Source organism: Fructobacillus sp. ESL1117, assembly GCF_058508565.1.
In genome coordinates, this window is sequence record NZ_CP196385.1 from 162,366 (window position 1) to 178,443 (window position 16,078).

Here is a 16,078-nt window from a genome sequence, read left to right on the forward strand (position 1 = left end):
TGAAATTTAGGTCTAAAAAAGACAGTTTTGGGCCCAATTATGTCTTGGTCTCGAGATGAGAAAGGAGTCCTGATGAAAAAATCAGCCGCCTTTGTGATTGTCGATTTGGAAACCACTAACCCCTCCGTTGAAAAAGGAGGGCGGATTATTCAAATCGGGATGACCTTTGTAAAAAATAAAAAGATTGTCGAACACTTCGATTCATTCGTGAATCCAGGACAAACAATCGATAAAAAAATTCAACAATTAACCCATATCAGTCAAAAAGATGTGCGGGATGCACCCTTCTTTGAGGAACTTGCTCCCTCTTTGCGCGGGTTATTAAAGGATCAGGTTTTTGTTGCCCATAACGTGAACTTTGATTACCCTTATTTGAATGCCGAATTTGCCCGGGTTGGTTTGCCTGAACTGGACCTAATGGCAATCGATACTGTTCAACTAGCCCAAATTCTTTACCCAACGGCCCCAGGCTATCGCTTGTCTGATTTGACAAAGTACCTCGATTTGCCTCTTGTTCAGGCTCACCGAGCCAACGCTGATGCAGAGGCCACGGCGTATCTGATGCTCTCGCTTTGGCACAAGGCGCAGGGCCTACCTGACAAGACGAAGAAGGAACTTTTGAGTGTGGATTGGAACCTGTTGCGTCAAAGCCAGGATTTCTTGGCTATGGCCATGAAGGACCGGTCCTCGGCTCCGGAATTTTTAGCCGAACGCATAGAGAACTTGGGCCGCCAGTCCGGTCACCAAAAAGTTACCAACCGGAACAAACCGGCTGGTAACTTGCTTTATCCCAAGACGCTTTCTGATAAAGCTGCCGCTTTAGGGCCTAGTTTTGCGGTCGAAAAAGACCAGAGTCAGGTGATGGACCAGGTGCAGCGCTTTTTGCAGCAGCGGAAACGAGCGGTTTGGCAGTTAACAACACCACCAGAAGTTCGGAAAACGTTGTCGTATCTATTGCCACTCTTTTATCAAAATCGCCAACAAGCGACCTACCTACTGGCTCACGACATTACGCTCTTGAACCACCAGGAGACCATTTTAGCAGAATTGCAGGATCGGCTACCTGGAGCCAACTTGTCGATTGCAAAACTCTATGCGCCACGAGATTATCTGGACGAGAAAAAGTTTCAAAAAGTTTTGGAGGCGGCTAAAAAGCAAGGCGGTATCTTTTGGCAAGCACGAGTCCTCGTTTGGTTATCCGAAAGTGCCGACTTGGCCCTCGTGGACTTGCCAAAGGGTGTGCAAAATCAGCCTGGCTTAGCAGCCGTTCGTTCTGATGAAACTGGTCCGGCCTTTGTCAAAGCCTTTGACAAGGCGGCCCGTGCGAATGTTGTTCTTTTGACCTTTGCGGCATTTTTTGCCACTTCGGAAAATCTGGAAAGGGCAAGCCAGTACCAGGATCGGCCCGTAGCCATACTGGAAAAGCCAATTGCGCTTTTGACTGCTATTCAAGAGGGCTTTGGTCTGACGTTGCCCTTGAGCTTCTACCAAGACCAAGTAGCCCGCTTAGCTGATTTGGCTGCTAGTCTACCGAAGAAGACCCAGGGCCAGTGGAAAGTAGCCCTTCACAACTGGGAAGAGGCCAGCAACAAGATTGATGGCCAAGCGGAAGAAATTGGTCTGGTGAAAACCGGTAAGGCGGTCTTGAATCGCTTGTTGGACTTAGTTGATTTGGCAGCCGAAGCTAATTTTCACCACAAATTAACACAAGCTGATTTGACGGCTAAATTAGCCAAACTGTCTTGGTTATCGGCGCACCAGGAATATCTGGCCCATATTTCGTGGCATCTCCAAAAGGAACCGGCTGTTCAAAACTTGATTTTTGAAGTCAAGAACGACTTGCTTTACCAAAAATATTTCTTAAAGCAGGTCGACAAAGTCCTCGTTGTTTCGTCTTATTTACCGGATGATTTAGCAACGTTCCTCGCTCAGACGCCAGGAGCTCTCTTGCCTGAAAAAAGTGAATTCGAGGGGACGACGGATAACCAATTAACGACGGTGCTGACCACGAGCCGAAACGAAGACCAGCAAATTGGACAGCTGATTTTAGCCAAGGTTCAACACATAGTTCTGATTGTTGAGGATCATGCCGCTTTGAAGCATTGGTATTATAAGTTATCAGATCGGTATGGTGATGACTACGTTGTTTATGCTCAGGACCTTTCTTCTCCCCTCATTAAGGCCGTCCGGCAAAGCAGTCAAGAGGCCCGGTCGATTTTGATTGTCCTGCCAGAATATTTGTCGGCTATTTGGCAACAAAGCTTGCAAGTGCCGGCAGTGGCCGTGATTTCGCAGGCCCATCGCTGGGTTGATGTCACCACGCTCACCCCACTATTGATTGCCCTTCAAAAACAAGAAAAGTCCGTTTTACTTGCTTCTTTTAACCAGGACCAGGTTAAGGCGCTTTCGGATCGATTGGCAACTGTTAATAGTCGGTATAAACGGGTAAAGGCGAACTTTTATCAAAAAAATCTTTCATAAAACTAAGAAAAGACAGCCATTTTCGGCTGTCTTTTTTGTTAAAAAGATAATTTATTTTGTTAGGAGTGTTGACATGAGAAAAAATCTCATGTATATTAATGGCAACTTAATAAGTAATAGAGGTCGCAACCAACAAGAGTACCGAACAATGTTCGTGAAAGGGGCGGTTGCCGAAGCTGATGGGGTTAAAGCCATTTTGCTGGGCCAATAGTTAAGAGCTATTGGACTGTCGCTGCTAATGCAGCGGGGAGCTATTCAACTGTTTTTTTTGTGACTATTTTTAGACAATAATCCAAACGACAGGGATGAACCCCCGTTGTTTGGATTTTTTTATTGCCTAAGGAGGCTAACATGGTTGTCGCTAATCACCGTCCAAGTCGTTTATTGATTTCAAAGGCAGCGGTGGCCAAAAATTTGCAAGTCATGCGTGAAAGTAGTCACGCCAACTTTATTTTCATGACGGTGAAGGCCAATGCTTATGGCTTTGGTTTGTTAGAAATGAGTCAGGCTGCCGTTGAAGGCGGTGCCGATGGCCTTGCGGTGGCTGTGATGGATGAGGCAATTGCCTTACGTAAAGCCGGCTTTTGCCAACCAATCTTGGTTTTGGGCCTCACGTCTCCTGACTTTGCCCAACTAATGGCCGATTACCAAATTATTGCCACAGTTGCTGATCGTGAAACGTTGAAACGGGCCGAAGCAAATTTGCGTCTTGGCGGTCCTAAACTTCCGGTTAACTTGGCGGTTGATACGGGCATGGGACGGATTGGTTTTCGTGACCGGGAAGAATTGAGTGCAGCAATCGACGATGTACAAGATGCTGATTTCTTACTTTACCAGGGCATTATGACCCACTTTGCCACGGCTGATGCTGTTGACACAACATATTTTGAAGGTCAGTTGGCAACTTGGCACGAGCTCACTGATGGTCTGCCAATGCCACCGATGGTCCACTTGGCTAATTCGGCTGCAGCCTTATACCGGGTTGACCAGATGCCAATGGATGTCATTCGAGCAGGGACTTCGGTCTATGGTATCGAGCCCTCCGAAGGGGTGCTAAAGCCTGACAACTACCTAGAACCGGTCTTGACGCTTGAATCCGAGGTTGTGATGATTAAACAACTGCCGGCCGGTGCTTCCGTTTCCTATGGTGCTACTTATCAAACCACCAAGGATCAATGGATTGCAACTTTGCCAATCGGCTATGGTGATGGTCTACCCAGAGAAGCTGTTGGCTTTGAGGTTTTGGTTAATGGCCAAAAGGCGCCAATTGTTGGTAAGTTAGCCATGGACCAACTAATGATTGCTCTTGAAGAACCTGTCCCGGTTGGAACTAAGGTGACTTTTATTGGTAAAAATCGGGACCAGGAAAACACGCTGATTGCTTTTTCCCACTATTGTGAAATTGATCCATGGGAAATCACGATTGGCTTCCAAGACCGCTTAGCACGGTACCTGGTTGATTAAACCTCTAGGCTTCACCTAATAATATTTTGATTGAAAAAAGAAAAGAAGGAAAGATTCTTATGTCAAACCACTTGCAAGTAAATGACCAAGACCAGCTCATCATTGGTGGCGTGTTAGCCACTGATTTGGCCAAGGAATATCAAACGCCATTGTACGTTTATGACGTATTGACCATGCGTAAGCAGATGCGCGCCTTTAAGAAGGCCTTTGACCAAGCTGATCAAAAAGGAGCCGTTGCCTACGCTTCAAAAGCATTTGCTTGTCAGGCAATGTATCAGGTGGTTGCTGAAGAAGGTCTGCACCTAGACCTGGTTTCCGCCGGTGAAATTTTTACAGCGGTGGCTGCGGGTTTTCCGATGGACAATGTTTCCTATAACGGGAATAACAAGTCACTTTCTGACTTAACCTTTGCTGTTGAATCCGGAGTCGGCACGATTATTATTGATAATTTTTTGGAACTTGATCTTTTACATCAGGTAATGGCGGACCGAAAGGGACAGCAAAACGTCATCTTGCGTGTGGTTCCAGGAGTCTCAGCCCACACTCACGATTACATTCAAACCGGTCAAGTTGATTCTAAGTTTGGCTTTGATTTGGAATCCGGTCAAGCTAAGCGGGCATATGAATTGGCTGAAAATGATCAAAGCTTGCACCTCCTTGGTTTATCGGCTCATATTGGTTCTCAGATTTTTGAAGAAGACGGTTTTGAATTGGCCGGCCAGAAATTAGTTGACCTGTGTGCTTCTTGGGATTACCAACCAGAAGTATTGGACCTTGGTGGTGGCTTTGGAATCGCCTATACGGATGCTGATCAGCCACGTTTACCAGAAGAGCTCGTTTTGGCATTGCTGAACAGCGTTCAGGAACAAACGGCTCAAAAGGGCATGCGTCAACCAGATATTTGGATTGAACCGGGTCGATCAATTGCCGGACCGGCCGGTTACAGTTTGTACACCGTCGGTTCACGAAAGGATATCCCGGGTGTTCGGACTTACTTGGCTGTTGATGGGGGGATGGGTGATAACATTCGTCCGGCTCTTTACCAAGCCGACTACCAGGCAGTCTTGGCCAACAATGTTCACGGAAAGCCGGCAGAACATGTTCGCTTAGTTGGTAAGTATTGTGAGTCAGGCGATGTCTTGATTCAGGACCAGGAGTTGCCCGTCACTGAGCCAGGCGACTTGGTAGCTGTTTTGAATACAGGTGCTTATGGTTATTCCATGGCTTCTCGTTACAACCGCAATCCTGTACCGGCCGTGGTTTTTGTTGAAAACGGCCTTTCACAACTGGTAGTTAGGGGCGAAAGTCTAGCTGATTTAACCAGCCATGACCGGCCTTACCAATTACCTGGTAAGTGGTAAAAAAGCGTATGTAGGGCATGCTTAATTTTATTAACCCGCCTTGCTTGGCTGAAAGAAACAATGGGATTTAAATAAAAAGAAAATAACCGGAAAAGGAAAACAAAACATGACTGAAATGGACACAGCAGCGATTATTAACTATCTGGCAACTTCTCAAAAGAAGACACCGGCCAAGGTGACCTTAGCGGGTGATTTGACTCAAATTACATGGCCAAATGATGTACAAGCCTTTATTGGAGAGAAGACTGGCAGTGTCTTTGGTGATATGCAAGTTATCCAAACAATTTTGGACGACAACCAAGCAGCCATTACTGACTACCATGTTGAATTAATTGCCCGTAACTCCGGGGTGCCGCTGTTGAACACTCAACACTTGAATGCCCGGATTGAACCAGGAGCTTTGATTCGTGACCGAGTTCAAATTGATGACCAGGTTGTCGTCATGATGGGGGCAATAATTAATATTGGTGCCAAAATTGGTGCCGGCTCAATGATTGATATGGGCGCTGTCTTAGGTGGCCGAGCTGAAGTTGGCCGGAACTGCCACATTGGTGCCGGTGCCGTCTTAGCGGGTGTGATTGAACCTGCTTCAGCAGAACCTGTTCGTGTTGGTGATGGGGCTTTGATTGGTGCCAACGCAGTGGTCATTGAAGGGGTTCAAGTTGGTGCCGGAGCGGTTGTGGCCGCCGGTGCGATCGTGACAGAAGACGTGCCTGAAAAAACCGTTGTTGCCGGTGTACCGGCTAGGGTCATTAAGCAAATTGATGCTCAAACTGAGCAAAAGACGGCCTTGGTTGCTGCCTTACGCGATTTGTAAACAAGGGGGATGCTGCAAAGGTCTGGGAGCTGGCCGCGCGCCTTAGCCGATTAGAGAGATAGTTTCATGGTCCATGAAAGGGAGGCTTTGATGTCCGATTCAACCATTAATTTAGTGAAGGTTCGGCGTGACTTACACGCCATTCCAGAGTTGGCCTTGCACGAGGTGCAAACGCAACAATATTTGAAAAAAACAATTGCCACCTTTGCCAGTGACTTCTTAACAATCAAAGAGGTGCCGGAAGTTGAAACGGCCTTGCTAGTTCGCTTAGCAGGGACGCATCCGCAAAAAACAATCGGTTACCGGGCTGATATTGATGCCTTACCCATTAAGGAAGAAACGGGCTTACCCTTTGCTTCAAAGCATCCAGGTGTGATGCATGCCTGTGGCCACGATATTCATATGACGGTTGCACTGGGAATTTTGGCTTACTTTGCGAAAAATCAGCCGAAAGATAATCTCATTTTTATCTTTCAGCCGGCTGAGGAATCCGAGGCTGGGGGTAAACGTTTGTATGAAGCCGGTGCGCTCACGGGTGATTTTAAACCGGATGAGCTCTACGCTTTGCATGACCAGCCAGCTTTGCCTGCCGGTCAGATTGCGACCAAAATGGGGACGCTCTTTGCTGGAACAACGGAGATTCATCTACAAGTTGTTGGCCAGGGTGGTCACGCGGCTTATCCACAGCAAGCAAAGGATGCTTTGCTTGCCGCTTGCTCCTTTGTCAATCAGGTGCAAACCGTGGTTTCCCGTAATGTTAATCCGATCCATGGTGGGGTCGTGACGATTGGTTCCTTTCACGCTGGTACCATTGGCAACGTTATTGCTGGTGAAGCTAAGTTGGCCGGCACAATTCGGGCCTTTACCCAAACAGACTTGGAGCTGATGCAAAAACGGGTCCGCGCGATTGCGGAGGGAATTGCCGCGGCCTGTGATGTTCAAATGAATTTGGAACTCATTCAGGGTGGTTACTATCCGGTTGAAAATAATCCAAAGACCACGGCAGCCTTGATGGCTTTCATGGAAGAAAATCCGGAAGTTGACTTTGTTGAAGCACAACCAGCAATGACTGGCGAAGACTTTGGCTTCTTACTCCAGCAGTTTCCAGGCACGATGTTTTGGCTTGGGGTTGGAGATCCCGAACACAGCCTCCATGATGCCCGGTTAAATCCCGATGAACGAGCTATAAATGCTGGTGTTCAAGCGATGGTTGCTTATTTTAACCAGCAAATGGCCCAGTAGCTAATACCTAGGTAAACTGATTTTTCAGCTTGCCAGTTAAAAAATGATTAAAGAGATGCAAGCAGTCGCTATAGCTAGAGATGAGAGAGGATGGCTTTTGATGATGACAGCAAATTTAATTACCGCATTAATTACCCCATTTACCAGTCAGAATGAAATTGACTATGAGGCCTTGGACCGTTTAACGGACAAGTTATTGAATGAAGGAACGGAGGGCTTTGTTATCGGTGGTACGACCGGTGAGTCACCTACGTTAACGACGGAAGAACGGCTTTCCTTATACCGTCACTTTGCCCAGTACGTGGACGGTCGAGGACCTGTGATTGCCAATGTTGGCACAAATAATACGACAGAGTCTGTGGCTTTAGCCGAAATTGCAAGCCAAATTGAGGGTGTGACTGGTATTTTAGCGGTTACGCCTTACTACAATAAGCCTGATCAGGATGGCATGATTGCCCACTTCACGGCAATTGCCAATGCCAGCCAAGTACCATTGATGTTGTATAACATCCCTGGTCGGTCAAGCGTTTCGATGACAAATGATTCCGTCTTGTTCTTAGCCCATCACCCAAATATTAATGCGGTGAAGCAAGTGACTTCGATCGACGATTTGGCCGTTTTGGTCAATCAAGCGCCAGAGGACTTTGCCGTTTACACTGGCGAAGATAGCCAAACATTGGCAGCGAAGGCCGTTGGTTGTGCCGGGACAATTTCAGTTGCCTCCCACCTTTATGGCCGGGAAATGCAGGCGCTCTTTACGGCTCTTGAGGCTGGTGATGTGGCCTTGGCAGGTCAGTATCAACGTTTTTTGACGCCGAAGATGAACGTTTTGTTCTCTCATCCATCGCCAAGTCCTGTGAAGGCCATCTTAGCTAAGCAGGGCTTGGTTGAAAATCAGTTACGTTTACCATTGCTGCCTTTGACTGAGCAGCAAACAGCAGAAGTAGAAGCCGTATTAGGCCGACAAGGAGTTATCGCATGAAAACCGTCTTTCTCGCAGGAGCCCAAGGAAAAATGGGTCAGTCAATTGAAGAACTGATTGAAGGACAAGCCGATTTTTCATTGGCTGGTCGCTTAACGACGAAAAAAGCATTGGACCAACAGTCGCAAAAGCAAGCAAGGACTGTGCCAACCTTTACTGACTTATCAGCCATTGATGTCAGTGCCGATGTTTGGGTTGACGTGACCAATCCAGCAGCTGCCTTTGAAAATGGCCAATACGCCTTAACTCATGGTTTTGACTTGGTGATGGGCACGTCTGGCTTACAGGCAGACGATTTGGAAAAATTACGGGCGTTGGCTTTGGAAAACGACCAATCGGCATTGGTTGTTCCTAATTTTTCAATGACGGCAGTCTTATTAATGCAATTTGCCGGCCAAGCGGCTAAATATTTGCCCGCTGCCGAAATTATCGAGGCTCACCATGAGGATAAGGTTGATGCACCATCTGGGACGGCAAAGGCGACTGCTGATCTGATTGTTTCTGCCCGTCAAAAAGAACCTGCTATTCCACATTCGGCTGCCTTGGCCCGTGGTGACCAAGGTCAGGGAGTGCCAATTCATGCGATGCGTTTGCCAGGTATCTTAGCCGAAGAAACAGTTGTCTTTGGTTCTGCTGGAGAAACATTAACAATAAAGCAATCAACTAATAATCGTTCGTCTTTCATGACTGGTGTTGCTCGTTCGATTCGAAATGTCAATGAAATTTTTGGACTAGAGATTGGTTTAGATAAAGTTCTCTAATTTTTTTCTAATAATATGGTAGAATTGTGCAAAGCAATGTAAAAAAATTTGTTTAGAATAGGAGTGGTTTTCATGGTTCAAGTCAAAGAAAGTTTGTCGAAGCAGTATAACCAATTGTTCGATATCGTGCCACCGGCGGCCATCAGAGCAGTTGACATTAAGTTGTCAGCAGTTCCAGATATCATCAAACTCACCCTTGGTGAGCCTGATTTTGCTGTTCCGGATGTCGTCAAAGAAGCCGTTAAAAAAGCAGTTGATGATAACGACTCCCATTATGCGCCTTCACAAGGAACTTTAGCCTTACGTCAAGCCATTTCTGATTATATTCATGAACGCTTGTCTGGCCCGATTTATGAGCCAAAAAGTGAAATTTCAGTGACTATCGGAGCTTCAGAAGCCATTTATGATTCATTGTCCGCACTCTTTAACCGCGGCGAAACGATTTTAGTACCAACACCAACATTTTGCTTTTACCAAGCTGAAGCCTTGCGTCTTGGCTTGAAGGTGGTCGAAATCAACACGGCACCTTCCTACTTGTTTACGGCTGAAATGTTTGAAAAGGCAATTCAAGAACACCCCGAAGCAAAGGGATTGGTGTTGAACTTTCCTGGTAACCCAACGGGTGTTACCTATGATGAAAAAGAGCTCCAGGAACTTGCTGCAGCTATCAAGAAGACGGACGTCTTGGTTTTGTCGGATGAAATTTATGCTGAGTTGACCTATGGCCAGACACACCAGTCGATTACAAGATATATTCCTGAACAAACGATCTTGATTAGTGGCTTGTCCAAGTCACATGCGATGACTGGATACCGGGTTGGTTTTATTGCCGGTCCAAAGGCCTTGATGAAGATGGTTGGCCTGGCGCATTCCGGTGTTGTGACGACGGCACCAGGACCAATGATGGCTGGTGCTCTGGCTGCCTTAACGGTAGCTAAAGACGCGCCAAAGAAAATGCGCGATACCTATCAAAAGCGCCGCGACATTGTCCTCGCTGGCTTGCAGGAGGCTGGCTTTACGGCACCAACACCAAAGGGCGCCTTTTATATTTTTGCTAAGATTCCTGATTTTTTACCACAAGATGACGAAGCCTTCGTTTATGAATTAGGTGAAAAGGCTCAGGTGGGGACGATACCAGGTTCCGTCTTTGGCACTGGGGGAGAGGGGCATATTCGTATTTCTTACGCAACTTCGACTGAAAAATTAGAAGAGGCAATGCAACGAGTCATTGCTTATGCCAAGACTGTTAAGGAAGCAACTGAACTTTCACCAGCAGAATAACGATTAAATAGCCATGAGCTCGGATATTATCCAATTTCTTGGCTATTTTTTTGCTATAATAAACAATAGTTATGACAAATCGGAGAAAGAATTTTTATGGAAGTTCACGATAACTTACGAGTCAGAATGGCCCGGCCCAAACGGTTTTCTTGGGTTAAATTTTTAATCGTCTTGGTGACAATTTTCCTGATTGTAGCCGGTGCTATTTATGCTTACGCCTACATGGCGTTACAGCCAATGGCCAAGGCTGAATCAAATGTGCAAAAAACGGTTAGCCAAAAAACCGCATTGACCAACCTACATAATGTCACGGTGGATGATCGCAATGGCATGGTTTATGCCGTTCTTGGTCAGGATAGTGCTGGGCAACAAAAGGTGGCGCTCGTTCAGGGGCAGCATGGTACTGTGACCACTTTTGATTTTGGCAATGGCCTGTCACGGACTGATTTATTAAAGCGGATTAAGGCCAAGTACAATCCAAAAAAGGTTTACTCGGCTAACTTGTCACTTTACCAAAAGACTTTGGTCTGGGAAATCAGCTACGAGAGCCAAAATGGTGACATGAACTATTTGACAATGGATTACAAGACCGGCACCGTTTATCGGGCAATTAATGGAATTTAGGGAGAAAATGATGTTGCAAGCAAGTGATTTTTCAAAACGGACTCAAGCCGTCCAACCCTCAGCCACATTGGCCGTTTCTAAACAGGCGAAGCAGATGGCGGCCGCAGGAATTGACGTGATTAACCTTGGTGTTGGGGAGCCTGATTTTACGACGCCAAAGGCCATTAGTGAAGCGGCGATTGCAGCTATCAAAGGCGGCCAAACTTCTTTCTATACGCCCGTTGGTGGTATTTTGCCATTAAGAGAGGCCATTGCTGAACAAACAACTAAGAAAACGGGCCAGGCCTTGTCGGCTAACCAGGTGACGGTTACTTCCGGTGCCAAGTTGTCTTTGTACACGATCATGCAGGTACTCTTAAATCCTGGTGACCAAGTTGTCATGCCCGAACCCTATTGGGTTTCTTACGTTGAACAGGTTCGTTTGGCGGGTGGGGTTGCCACAACCGTGAAGCCTAAGACGGCAGCGATGAAGTTGACGCCAGCAGACCTCGATGATGTAGCCGGACCCGTCAAGTTGATTATCCTGAATAATCCTGCAAATCCAACTGGGCAGGTTTATAGCCGAGCCGAAGTGTTGGCTCTTTTGGACTGGGCTGATGCTCACGATAGTTTCCTCTTGTCTGATGAAATTTATGGTCAATTGGTTTACAATGGGCAGACGTTTACTTCAGCTTTAGCTTTGAAAAAAATCAAGAATTCGCGCTTGATTATTGTCGATGGGGTTTCAAAGTCCTATTCGATGACCGGTTGGCGTATTGGTTGGACAATTGCCGATGAAAAAATCATTGCCGAAATGAATAAGCTTTTGGGTCATATGACTTCTAATCCAGCCGCCGTTAGTCAATACGCTGCCTTGGCTGCCCTAACAGTTGACCAAAAGATGGTTGAGGATATGCGGGCTACCTTTGAAAGTCGCTTAAATGAAACATATGCTAAGCTGATAGCTATCCCAGGATTGTCTGTTGCGCAAAAACCAGAAGGAGCCTTTTACCTATTTTTTAAGGTTGATCAAGACCTTTTGGACAAATTGGGCCTAAAGTCAACGCTTGATTTTGCTACTACGCTCTTAAAACAGGCCCACGTTGCTATTCCGGCCGGTGAAGGTTTTGGAATGCCGGGCTATTTGCGCCTATCATATGCGCAAGACCAAGAAACAATTAATGAAGCCCTCGACCGCATCATGGCTTTTGTTCAGTAGTTTTTTGTCCTAGTTGACGGCTGTCAAAATTTTTATCATAATAAAGTTAATAAGTAAAATGTGAGGAGTCGGGCATTAGCCCGAATAATTTATGAGTGAAACAACGATTCCAACAATCCAAATTGTTGATGCACCGAAGTATGTCGGCCAAACAGTAAAAATTGGTGCTTGGTTACGGCAAAAGCGTGGGTCAGGAAAGATGGCCTTTTTGCAATTGCGTGACGGAACTGCTTTTTTCCAGGGTGTGGTTGCCAAGGCTGACGTTTCAGAGGAATTGTTTAATTTAGCCAAGGATTTGAAACAGGAAACATCATTGTATGTGACCGGTGAGATTCATGCAGACGATCGGTCATCATTTGGCTACGAAATTAGCATTACTGGCTTAGAAGTCATTGGTGAGAGCCATGATTACCCAATCACACCCAAGGAACATGGTACGGAATTTTTATTTGATGAACGCCACCTTTACTTGCGCCACATCAAGCCATTTGCCACATTAAAAATCCGCAATACCTTGATTGCAGCAACTTACGAATTCTTTAACCAGGAAGGTTTCATTAAGTTGGATGCTCCTTTGCTGACAGGGTCTGCCCCTGAAGGAACAACCGAATTGTTTGAGACAGATTACTTTGGTCAATCAGCTTATCTATCACAAACGGGACAGTTGTATGCTGAAGCGGGTGCCATGGCCTTCTCAAGGGTCTTTACTTTTGGACCTGCCTTTCGTGCCGAAAAGTCAAAGACACGTCGCCACTTAACAGAATTCTGGATGATTGAGCCTGAAATGGCCTTTATGCACCAGGATGAATCCTTGGAATTGCAGGAACGCTATGTTGCTTTCTTGATTGAAAAGGTTTTGGAAAGAAATGAACAGGAATTGGACTTGTTAAATCGTGACAAGGACTTGTTGCGTTCTTATACGCAGTTACCATTCCCACGTGTTTCGTATGATGATGCGATTAAGTTGTTGCAAGAAAACGATTTTGACGTGGAATGGGGTGTTGACTTTGGTTCACCTGAAGAAACATTCTTGGCCAACCACTTTCAAAAGCCCGTCTTTATTGTCAACTTTCCCAAGGCAATCAAGGCCTTTTACATGAAGCGCCATCCAGATCGTGATGACGTGGTCATTTCCGCTGATTTGTTGGCGCCAGAAGGCTATGGTGAAATCATCGGTGGATCGGAACGTGATACTGACTACGACTATTTGAAGGCTCAGATTGAAAAAGAAGGTTTGGACATGGATGAGTACGGTTGGTATTTAGACTTGCGCAGATATGGTTCTGTACCACATTCAGGTTTTGGTCTTGGTTTGGAACGAATGGTAACCTTCGTGACTGGCGAAGAACATATTCGTGAAGCCATTCCATTTCCACGGATGACGCATCGTTTGCGTCCATAAAGTAGACAAAAAAGCGCCCAAGGGTTTCTTGGGCGCTTTTGTCACGATTGACGAGGAGGGTTTGATGGACAATAAATTACAGGCCTTCTTGCAGGCTGGGAGCACTAATCTTGAAAACGCTTTATTAGTGCATTATCAAGATTTGGGTTTTGATAATGATGACTTGGTCCTTTTTTTGCAGGTTAAACGCCTTCAAGATCAAGGTGACCAGGCCGATCCGAAGGTAGTTGCCCGGATAATGAAGGCCACAGAAAAAACCGTTGTGAGTCGGCTCATGTCAATGGTTGATCGAGGCTTAATGAAGGTTGTCGGTCAAGGACGTCAGGGCGAAATTTATGATTTCTTACCACTTTACGAACGCCTGCTCAATGGTCAGGGGCTTAGACCAGCCAATAATGTTGTTTCGGCCGGTGAAAAAAGTCGTCAAGAAGTGGTTCGGATTTTACAGGGCGAATTTGGCCGCAATCTGTCACCATTGGAAATGCAAACGGTGGCTCAGTGGTTTGACCAAGATCATTTCGATCCAAACATGATGGTCTTGGCGATTCAAGAAGCAGTAGCCAACAATGCTCGGAGTTTGCGTTATATTGAGGCTATTCTGGTGAATTGGCAACGTGATAATTTAACTTCGCCCCAGGCGGTCCAAATTGCTAAAGAAAAGCGTCGTGGTGTGGTTTATCAAGCAAGACCTGCCAATGGTCAGGGCCAAAATCAACCTGAAAAAAAGCAACCAATTGTGCCAAGCTTTAAGTTAGATGACCTCTAATAAGTTAGATGACCTCTAAATGGTTGAAAACGAATGGACAGGCTGAGAATCGGTCGGTTTTATTGTAAAATTAAGCGACCGAGGTTATCCTGGTGAAAGCCTAATAGTGGCCTGGGACCAGTCTGGTCGACCAGACAAACAAGTTTTGTTTTTGGGCTGACTTGACTCAGTCTCGTTTGCAATTGTCCAAGCGTCAGTGGTTTTTTCCCAGCAACGAAGGCGACTTCGCTTTGTTGGTTGAAAAAGCGTAATTGCGCTAAGGGCCTGATTTGGTCGCGGTCGTCTTTGACTTGGCCAAACACTTCGGTTTGATTTGGTAGGTAAGTTGTCAGGGCAAAGAATTCACTGATTATCATAGTATTTATATTATAAAAGGAAAATGATGGAAAAGAAATATCGTTTAATGGCAACAGTTGCAGCGGGCTTAGAGTCTGTCTTAGGCCAAGAATTAAAAGACCTGGGCTTTGATGTTCAGGTTGAAAATTACCGAGTTTTCTTTGAAGGGACTCAGGCCGATATTTTACGGGCTAATTTATGGCTCCGGACCGCCGACCGAGTGAAAATTGTGATTGGTTCCTTTCATGCGACAACTTTTGATGATCTTTTCGAGGGGATCAAAGCTTTGCCAATGGAAGATTACCTCAATTATGATTCGGAATTTCCTGTCGCCGGTCGTTCACAAAAATCAGCCTTGCACTCGGTGCCAGATGTCCAGTCAATTACGAAAAAAGCGATTGTCTCCCGCTTGCAGGAAGCCTTTCACGTTCGAACTCGTCTGCCAGAAACCGGCTTTTTTGCACAATTGGAAGTTATGGTGACTAAAGATGAAGTCATGTTGACTTTGGATACAACCGGACCGTCGCTTTTTAAGCGTGGTTACCGAGTTGAAAAGGGACCAGCACCGTTGAAGGAAAACTTTGCAGCGGCCTTAGTGCTCCTGACCAATTGGAAGAAGGACTTGCCCTTTGTCGATCCAACTTGTGGTTCTGGAACAATTCCAATTGAGGCTGCTTTGATTGGTCGTAACTTAGCACCAGGTCTGACTCGTGACTTTGATATCGAAAAGATGGATTGGTTTGATCATAGCCTTTCGGATACGATTCGGGATGAGGCCGAAGAACAGGCCGATTACGACACGCCATTGAATATTTTCGGCTATGATATTGATCCGAGAATGGTTAAAATTGCCCAAGAAAACGCTAAGCATGCCGGTTTGTCGCAAGACATTACTTTTGAAACCCTTGCTGCTGGTGATTGGCAAACAAAAGAAGAGCGTGGTGTCTTAGTAGCAAACCCACCATACGGTCAACGACTCGGGGAACTCGAAGAAGCCGAGGGTCTCTATCAGCAAATGGGAGCGGTTTATAGTCGTTTGCCTTACTGGTCGAAGTATATTTTAACTTCTGATTTATCATTTGAAAAAGTGTTTGGCCAAAAAGCAACGAAAAAGCGCAAACTGTTTAACGGGCAGTTGCGGGTTGATTACTTCCAGTATTGGGCTAAGAAAGCTGAAAAAAAGTAGAGTATTCCAAATCAGAATAAAGAATCCGTGAAAAAGATTGTCAGATGACAATCTTTTTTTTGTTGTTATTTTTTAATTTTCTTCATTTAAATTAATAAAAAATAAAAATTAAGTGACTGACTTCCTTAACTATGGATGCCAACAAGACGATAACAAAAGTTTTGTTTTAATATTTTA

The 16,078-nt window shown here is 45.7% G+C and carries 14 protein-coding genes and 1 riboswitch; of the genes, 13 read left to right on the forward strand and 1 reads right to left on the reverse strand.

From position 1 onward, the window contains the following. Positions 1–72: 72 nt before the first annotated feature. From ACSYSH_RS00810 to ACSYSH_RS00865, 12 genes are all read left to right on the forward strand, one after another. On the forward strand, positions 73–2,481 hold the full coding sequence (locus ACSYSH_RS00810; protein ID WP_491702611.1) for an exonuclease domain-containing protein: 2,409 nt from the start codon (positions 73–75) through the stop codon (positions 2,479–2,481). 109 nt (positions 2,482–2,590) lie between these two features. Next, positions 2,591–2,743: riboswitch (Lysine riboswitch) on the forward strand. 89 nt (positions 2,744–2,832) lie between these two features. Beyond that, positions 2,833–3,945: an alanine racemase gene (gene alr / locus ACSYSH_RS00815; RefSeq protein ID WP_489816424.1), complete on the forward strand. Its 1,113-nt coding sequence runs from the start codon at positions 2,833–2,835 to the stop codon at positions 3,943–3,945. A 59-nt stretch (positions 3,946–4,004) separates the two neighbouring features. Further along, entirely contained in the window at positions 4,005–5,306 is a 1,302-nt protein-coding gene (gene lysA / locus ACSYSH_RS00820; RefSeq protein ID WP_491702610.1) for a diaminopimelate decarboxylase, read from the forward strand. A gap of 106 nt (positions 5,307–5,412) precedes the next feature. Then, entirely contained in the window at positions 5,413–6,123 is a 711-nt protein-coding gene (gene dapD / locus ACSYSH_RS00825; RefSeq protein WP_252774088.1) for a 2,3,4,5-tetrahydropyridine-2,6-dicarboxylate N-acetyltransferase, read from the forward strand. 90 nt (positions 6,124–6,213) lie between these two features. Continuing rightward, positions 6,214–7,365, forward strand: coding sequence for an N-acetyldiaminopimelate deacetylase (locus ACSYSH_RS00830; RefSeq protein WP_491702609.1), 1,152 nt, complete (start codon positions 6,214–6,216; stop codon positions 7,363–7,365). A gap of 100 nt (positions 7,366–7,465) precedes the next feature. Then, positions 7,466–8,347, forward strand: coding sequence for a 4-hydroxy-tetrahydrodipicolinate synthase (dapA, locus tag ACSYSH_RS00835; protein ID WP_252774086.1), 882 nt, complete (start codon positions 7,466–7,468; stop codon positions 8,345–8,347). Further along, positions 8,344–9,108, forward strand: a complete 765-nt coding sequence (gene dapB / locus ACSYSH_RS00840; protein ID WP_491702608.1) for a 4-hydroxy-tetrahydrodipicolinate reductase — start codon at positions 8,344–8,346, stop codon at positions 9,106–9,108. The genes dapA and dapB overlap by 4 nt, the downstream gene beginning before the upstream one ends. Before the next feature lie 72 nt (positions 9,109–9,180). After that, positions 9,181–10,389 (forward strand): aminotransferase class I/II-fold pyridoxal phosphate-dependent enzyme, encoded by a 1,209-nt coding sequence (locus tag ACSYSH_RS00845; RefSeq protein WP_491702607.1) that lies wholly within the window; start codon positions 9,181–9,183, stop codon positions 10,387–10,389. A 96-nt stretch (positions 10,390–10,485) separates the two neighbouring features. After that, positions 10,486–11,013, forward strand: coding sequence for a hypothetical protein (locus ACSYSH_RS00850; protein ID WP_491702606.1), 528 nt, complete (start codon positions 10,486–10,488; stop codon positions 11,011–11,013). Between the two features lie 10 nt (positions 11,014–11,023). Beyond that, a complete protein-coding gene (locus ACSYSH_RS00855) occupies positions 11,024–12,211 on the forward strand; it encodes a pyridoxal phosphate-dependent aminotransferase (RefSeq protein ID WP_491702636.1) in 1,188 nt (395 codons plus the stop codon). Between the two features lie 91 nt (positions 12,212–12,302). Further along, a complete protein-coding gene (gene asnS, locus ACSYSH_RS00860; RefSeq protein WP_252774081.1) occupies positions 12,303–13,613 on the forward strand; it encodes an asparagine--tRNA ligase in 1,311 nt (436 codons plus the stop codon). A gap of 64 nt (positions 13,614–13,677) precedes the next feature. Further along, positions 13,678–14,379, forward strand: a complete 702-nt coding sequence (locus ACSYSH_RS00865; RefSeq protein WP_491702605.1) for a DnaD domain-containing protein — start codon at positions 13,678–13,680, stop codon at positions 14,377–14,379. Between the two features lie 59 nt (positions 14,380–14,438). Here ACSYSH_RS00865 and ACSYSH_RS00870 read toward each other — a convergent pair whose 3' ends face one another. Next, the gene (locus tag ACSYSH_RS00870) at positions 14,439–14,735 is read right to left on the reverse strand and encodes a hypothetical protein (RefSeq protein WP_491702604.1); all 297 of its coding nucleotides are present in this window, start codon (positions 14,733–14,735) and stop codon (positions 14,439–14,441) included. Positions 14,736–14,761: 26 nt separating this feature from the next. Between ACSYSH_RS00870 and ACSYSH_RS00875 the strand changes: the two genes are divergently transcribed. Further along, the gene (locus ACSYSH_RS00875) at positions 14,762–15,901 is read left to right on the forward strand and encodes a THUMP domain-containing class I SAM-dependent RNA methyltransferase (protein WP_491702635.1); all 1,140 of its coding nucleotides are present in this window, start codon (positions 14,762–14,764) and stop codon (positions 15,899–15,901) included. Positions 15,902–16,078: the final 177 nt, after the last annotated feature.

What these genes read in the sequence shown, in the direction of transcription:
- ACSYSH_RS00810 (WP_491702611.1), top strand. Translation starts at nt 73, where the DNA reads ATGAAAAAATCAGCCGCCTTTGTGATTGTCGATTTGGAAACCACTAAC.
- alr (WP_489816424.1), top strand. Translation starts at nt 2,833, where the DNA reads ATGGTTGTCGCTAATCACCGTCCAAGTCGTTTATTGATTTCAAAGGCA.
- lysA (WP_491702610.1), top strand. Translation starts at nt 4,005, where the DNA reads ATGTCAAACCACTTGCAAGTAAATGACCAAGACCAGCTCATCATTGGT.
- dapD (WP_252774088.1), top strand. Translation starts at nt 5,413, where the DNA reads ATGACTGAAATGGACACAGCAGCGATTATTAACTATCTGGCAACTTCT.
- ACSYSH_RS00830 (WP_491702609.1), top strand. Translation starts at nt 6,214, where the DNA reads ATGTCCGATTCAACCATTAATTTAGTGAAGGTTCGGCGTGACTTACAC.
- dapA (WP_252774086.1), top strand. Translation starts at nt 7,466, where the DNA reads ATGATGACAGCAAATTTAATTACCGCATTAATTACCCCATTTACCAGT.
- dapB (WP_491702608.1), top strand. Translation starts at nt 8,344, where the DNA reads ATGAAAACCGTCTTTCTCGCAGGAGCCCAAGGAAAAATGGGTCAGTCA.
- ACSYSH_RS00845 (WP_491702607.1), top strand. Translation starts at nt 9,181, where the DNA reads ATGGTTCAAGTCAAAGAAAGTTTGTCGAAGCAGTATAACCAATTGTTC.
- ACSYSH_RS00850 (WP_491702606.1), top strand. Translation starts at nt 10,486, where the DNA reads ATGGAAGTTCACGATAACTTACGAGTCAGAATGGCCCGGCCCAAACGG.
- ACSYSH_RS00855 (WP_491702636.1), top strand. Translation starts at nt 11,024, where the DNA reads ATGTTGCAAGCAAGTGATTTTTCAAAACGGACTCAAGCCGTCCAACCC.
- asnS (WP_252774081.1), top strand. Translation starts at nt 12,303, where the DNA reads ATGAGTGAAACAACGATTCCAACAATCCAAATTGTTGATGCACCGAAG.
- ACSYSH_RS00865 (WP_491702605.1), top strand. Translation starts at nt 13,678, where the DNA reads ATGGACAATAAATTACAGGCCTTCTTGCAGGCTGGGAGCACTAATCTT.
- ACSYSH_RS00870 (WP_491702604.1), bottom strand. Translation starts at nt 14,735, where the DNA reads ATGATAATCAGTGAATTCTTTGCCCTGACAACTTACCTACCAAATCAA.
- ACSYSH_RS00875 (WP_491702635.1), top strand. Translation starts at nt 14,762, where the DNA reads ATGGAAAAGAAATATCGTTTAATGGCAACAGTTGCAGCGGGCTTAGAG.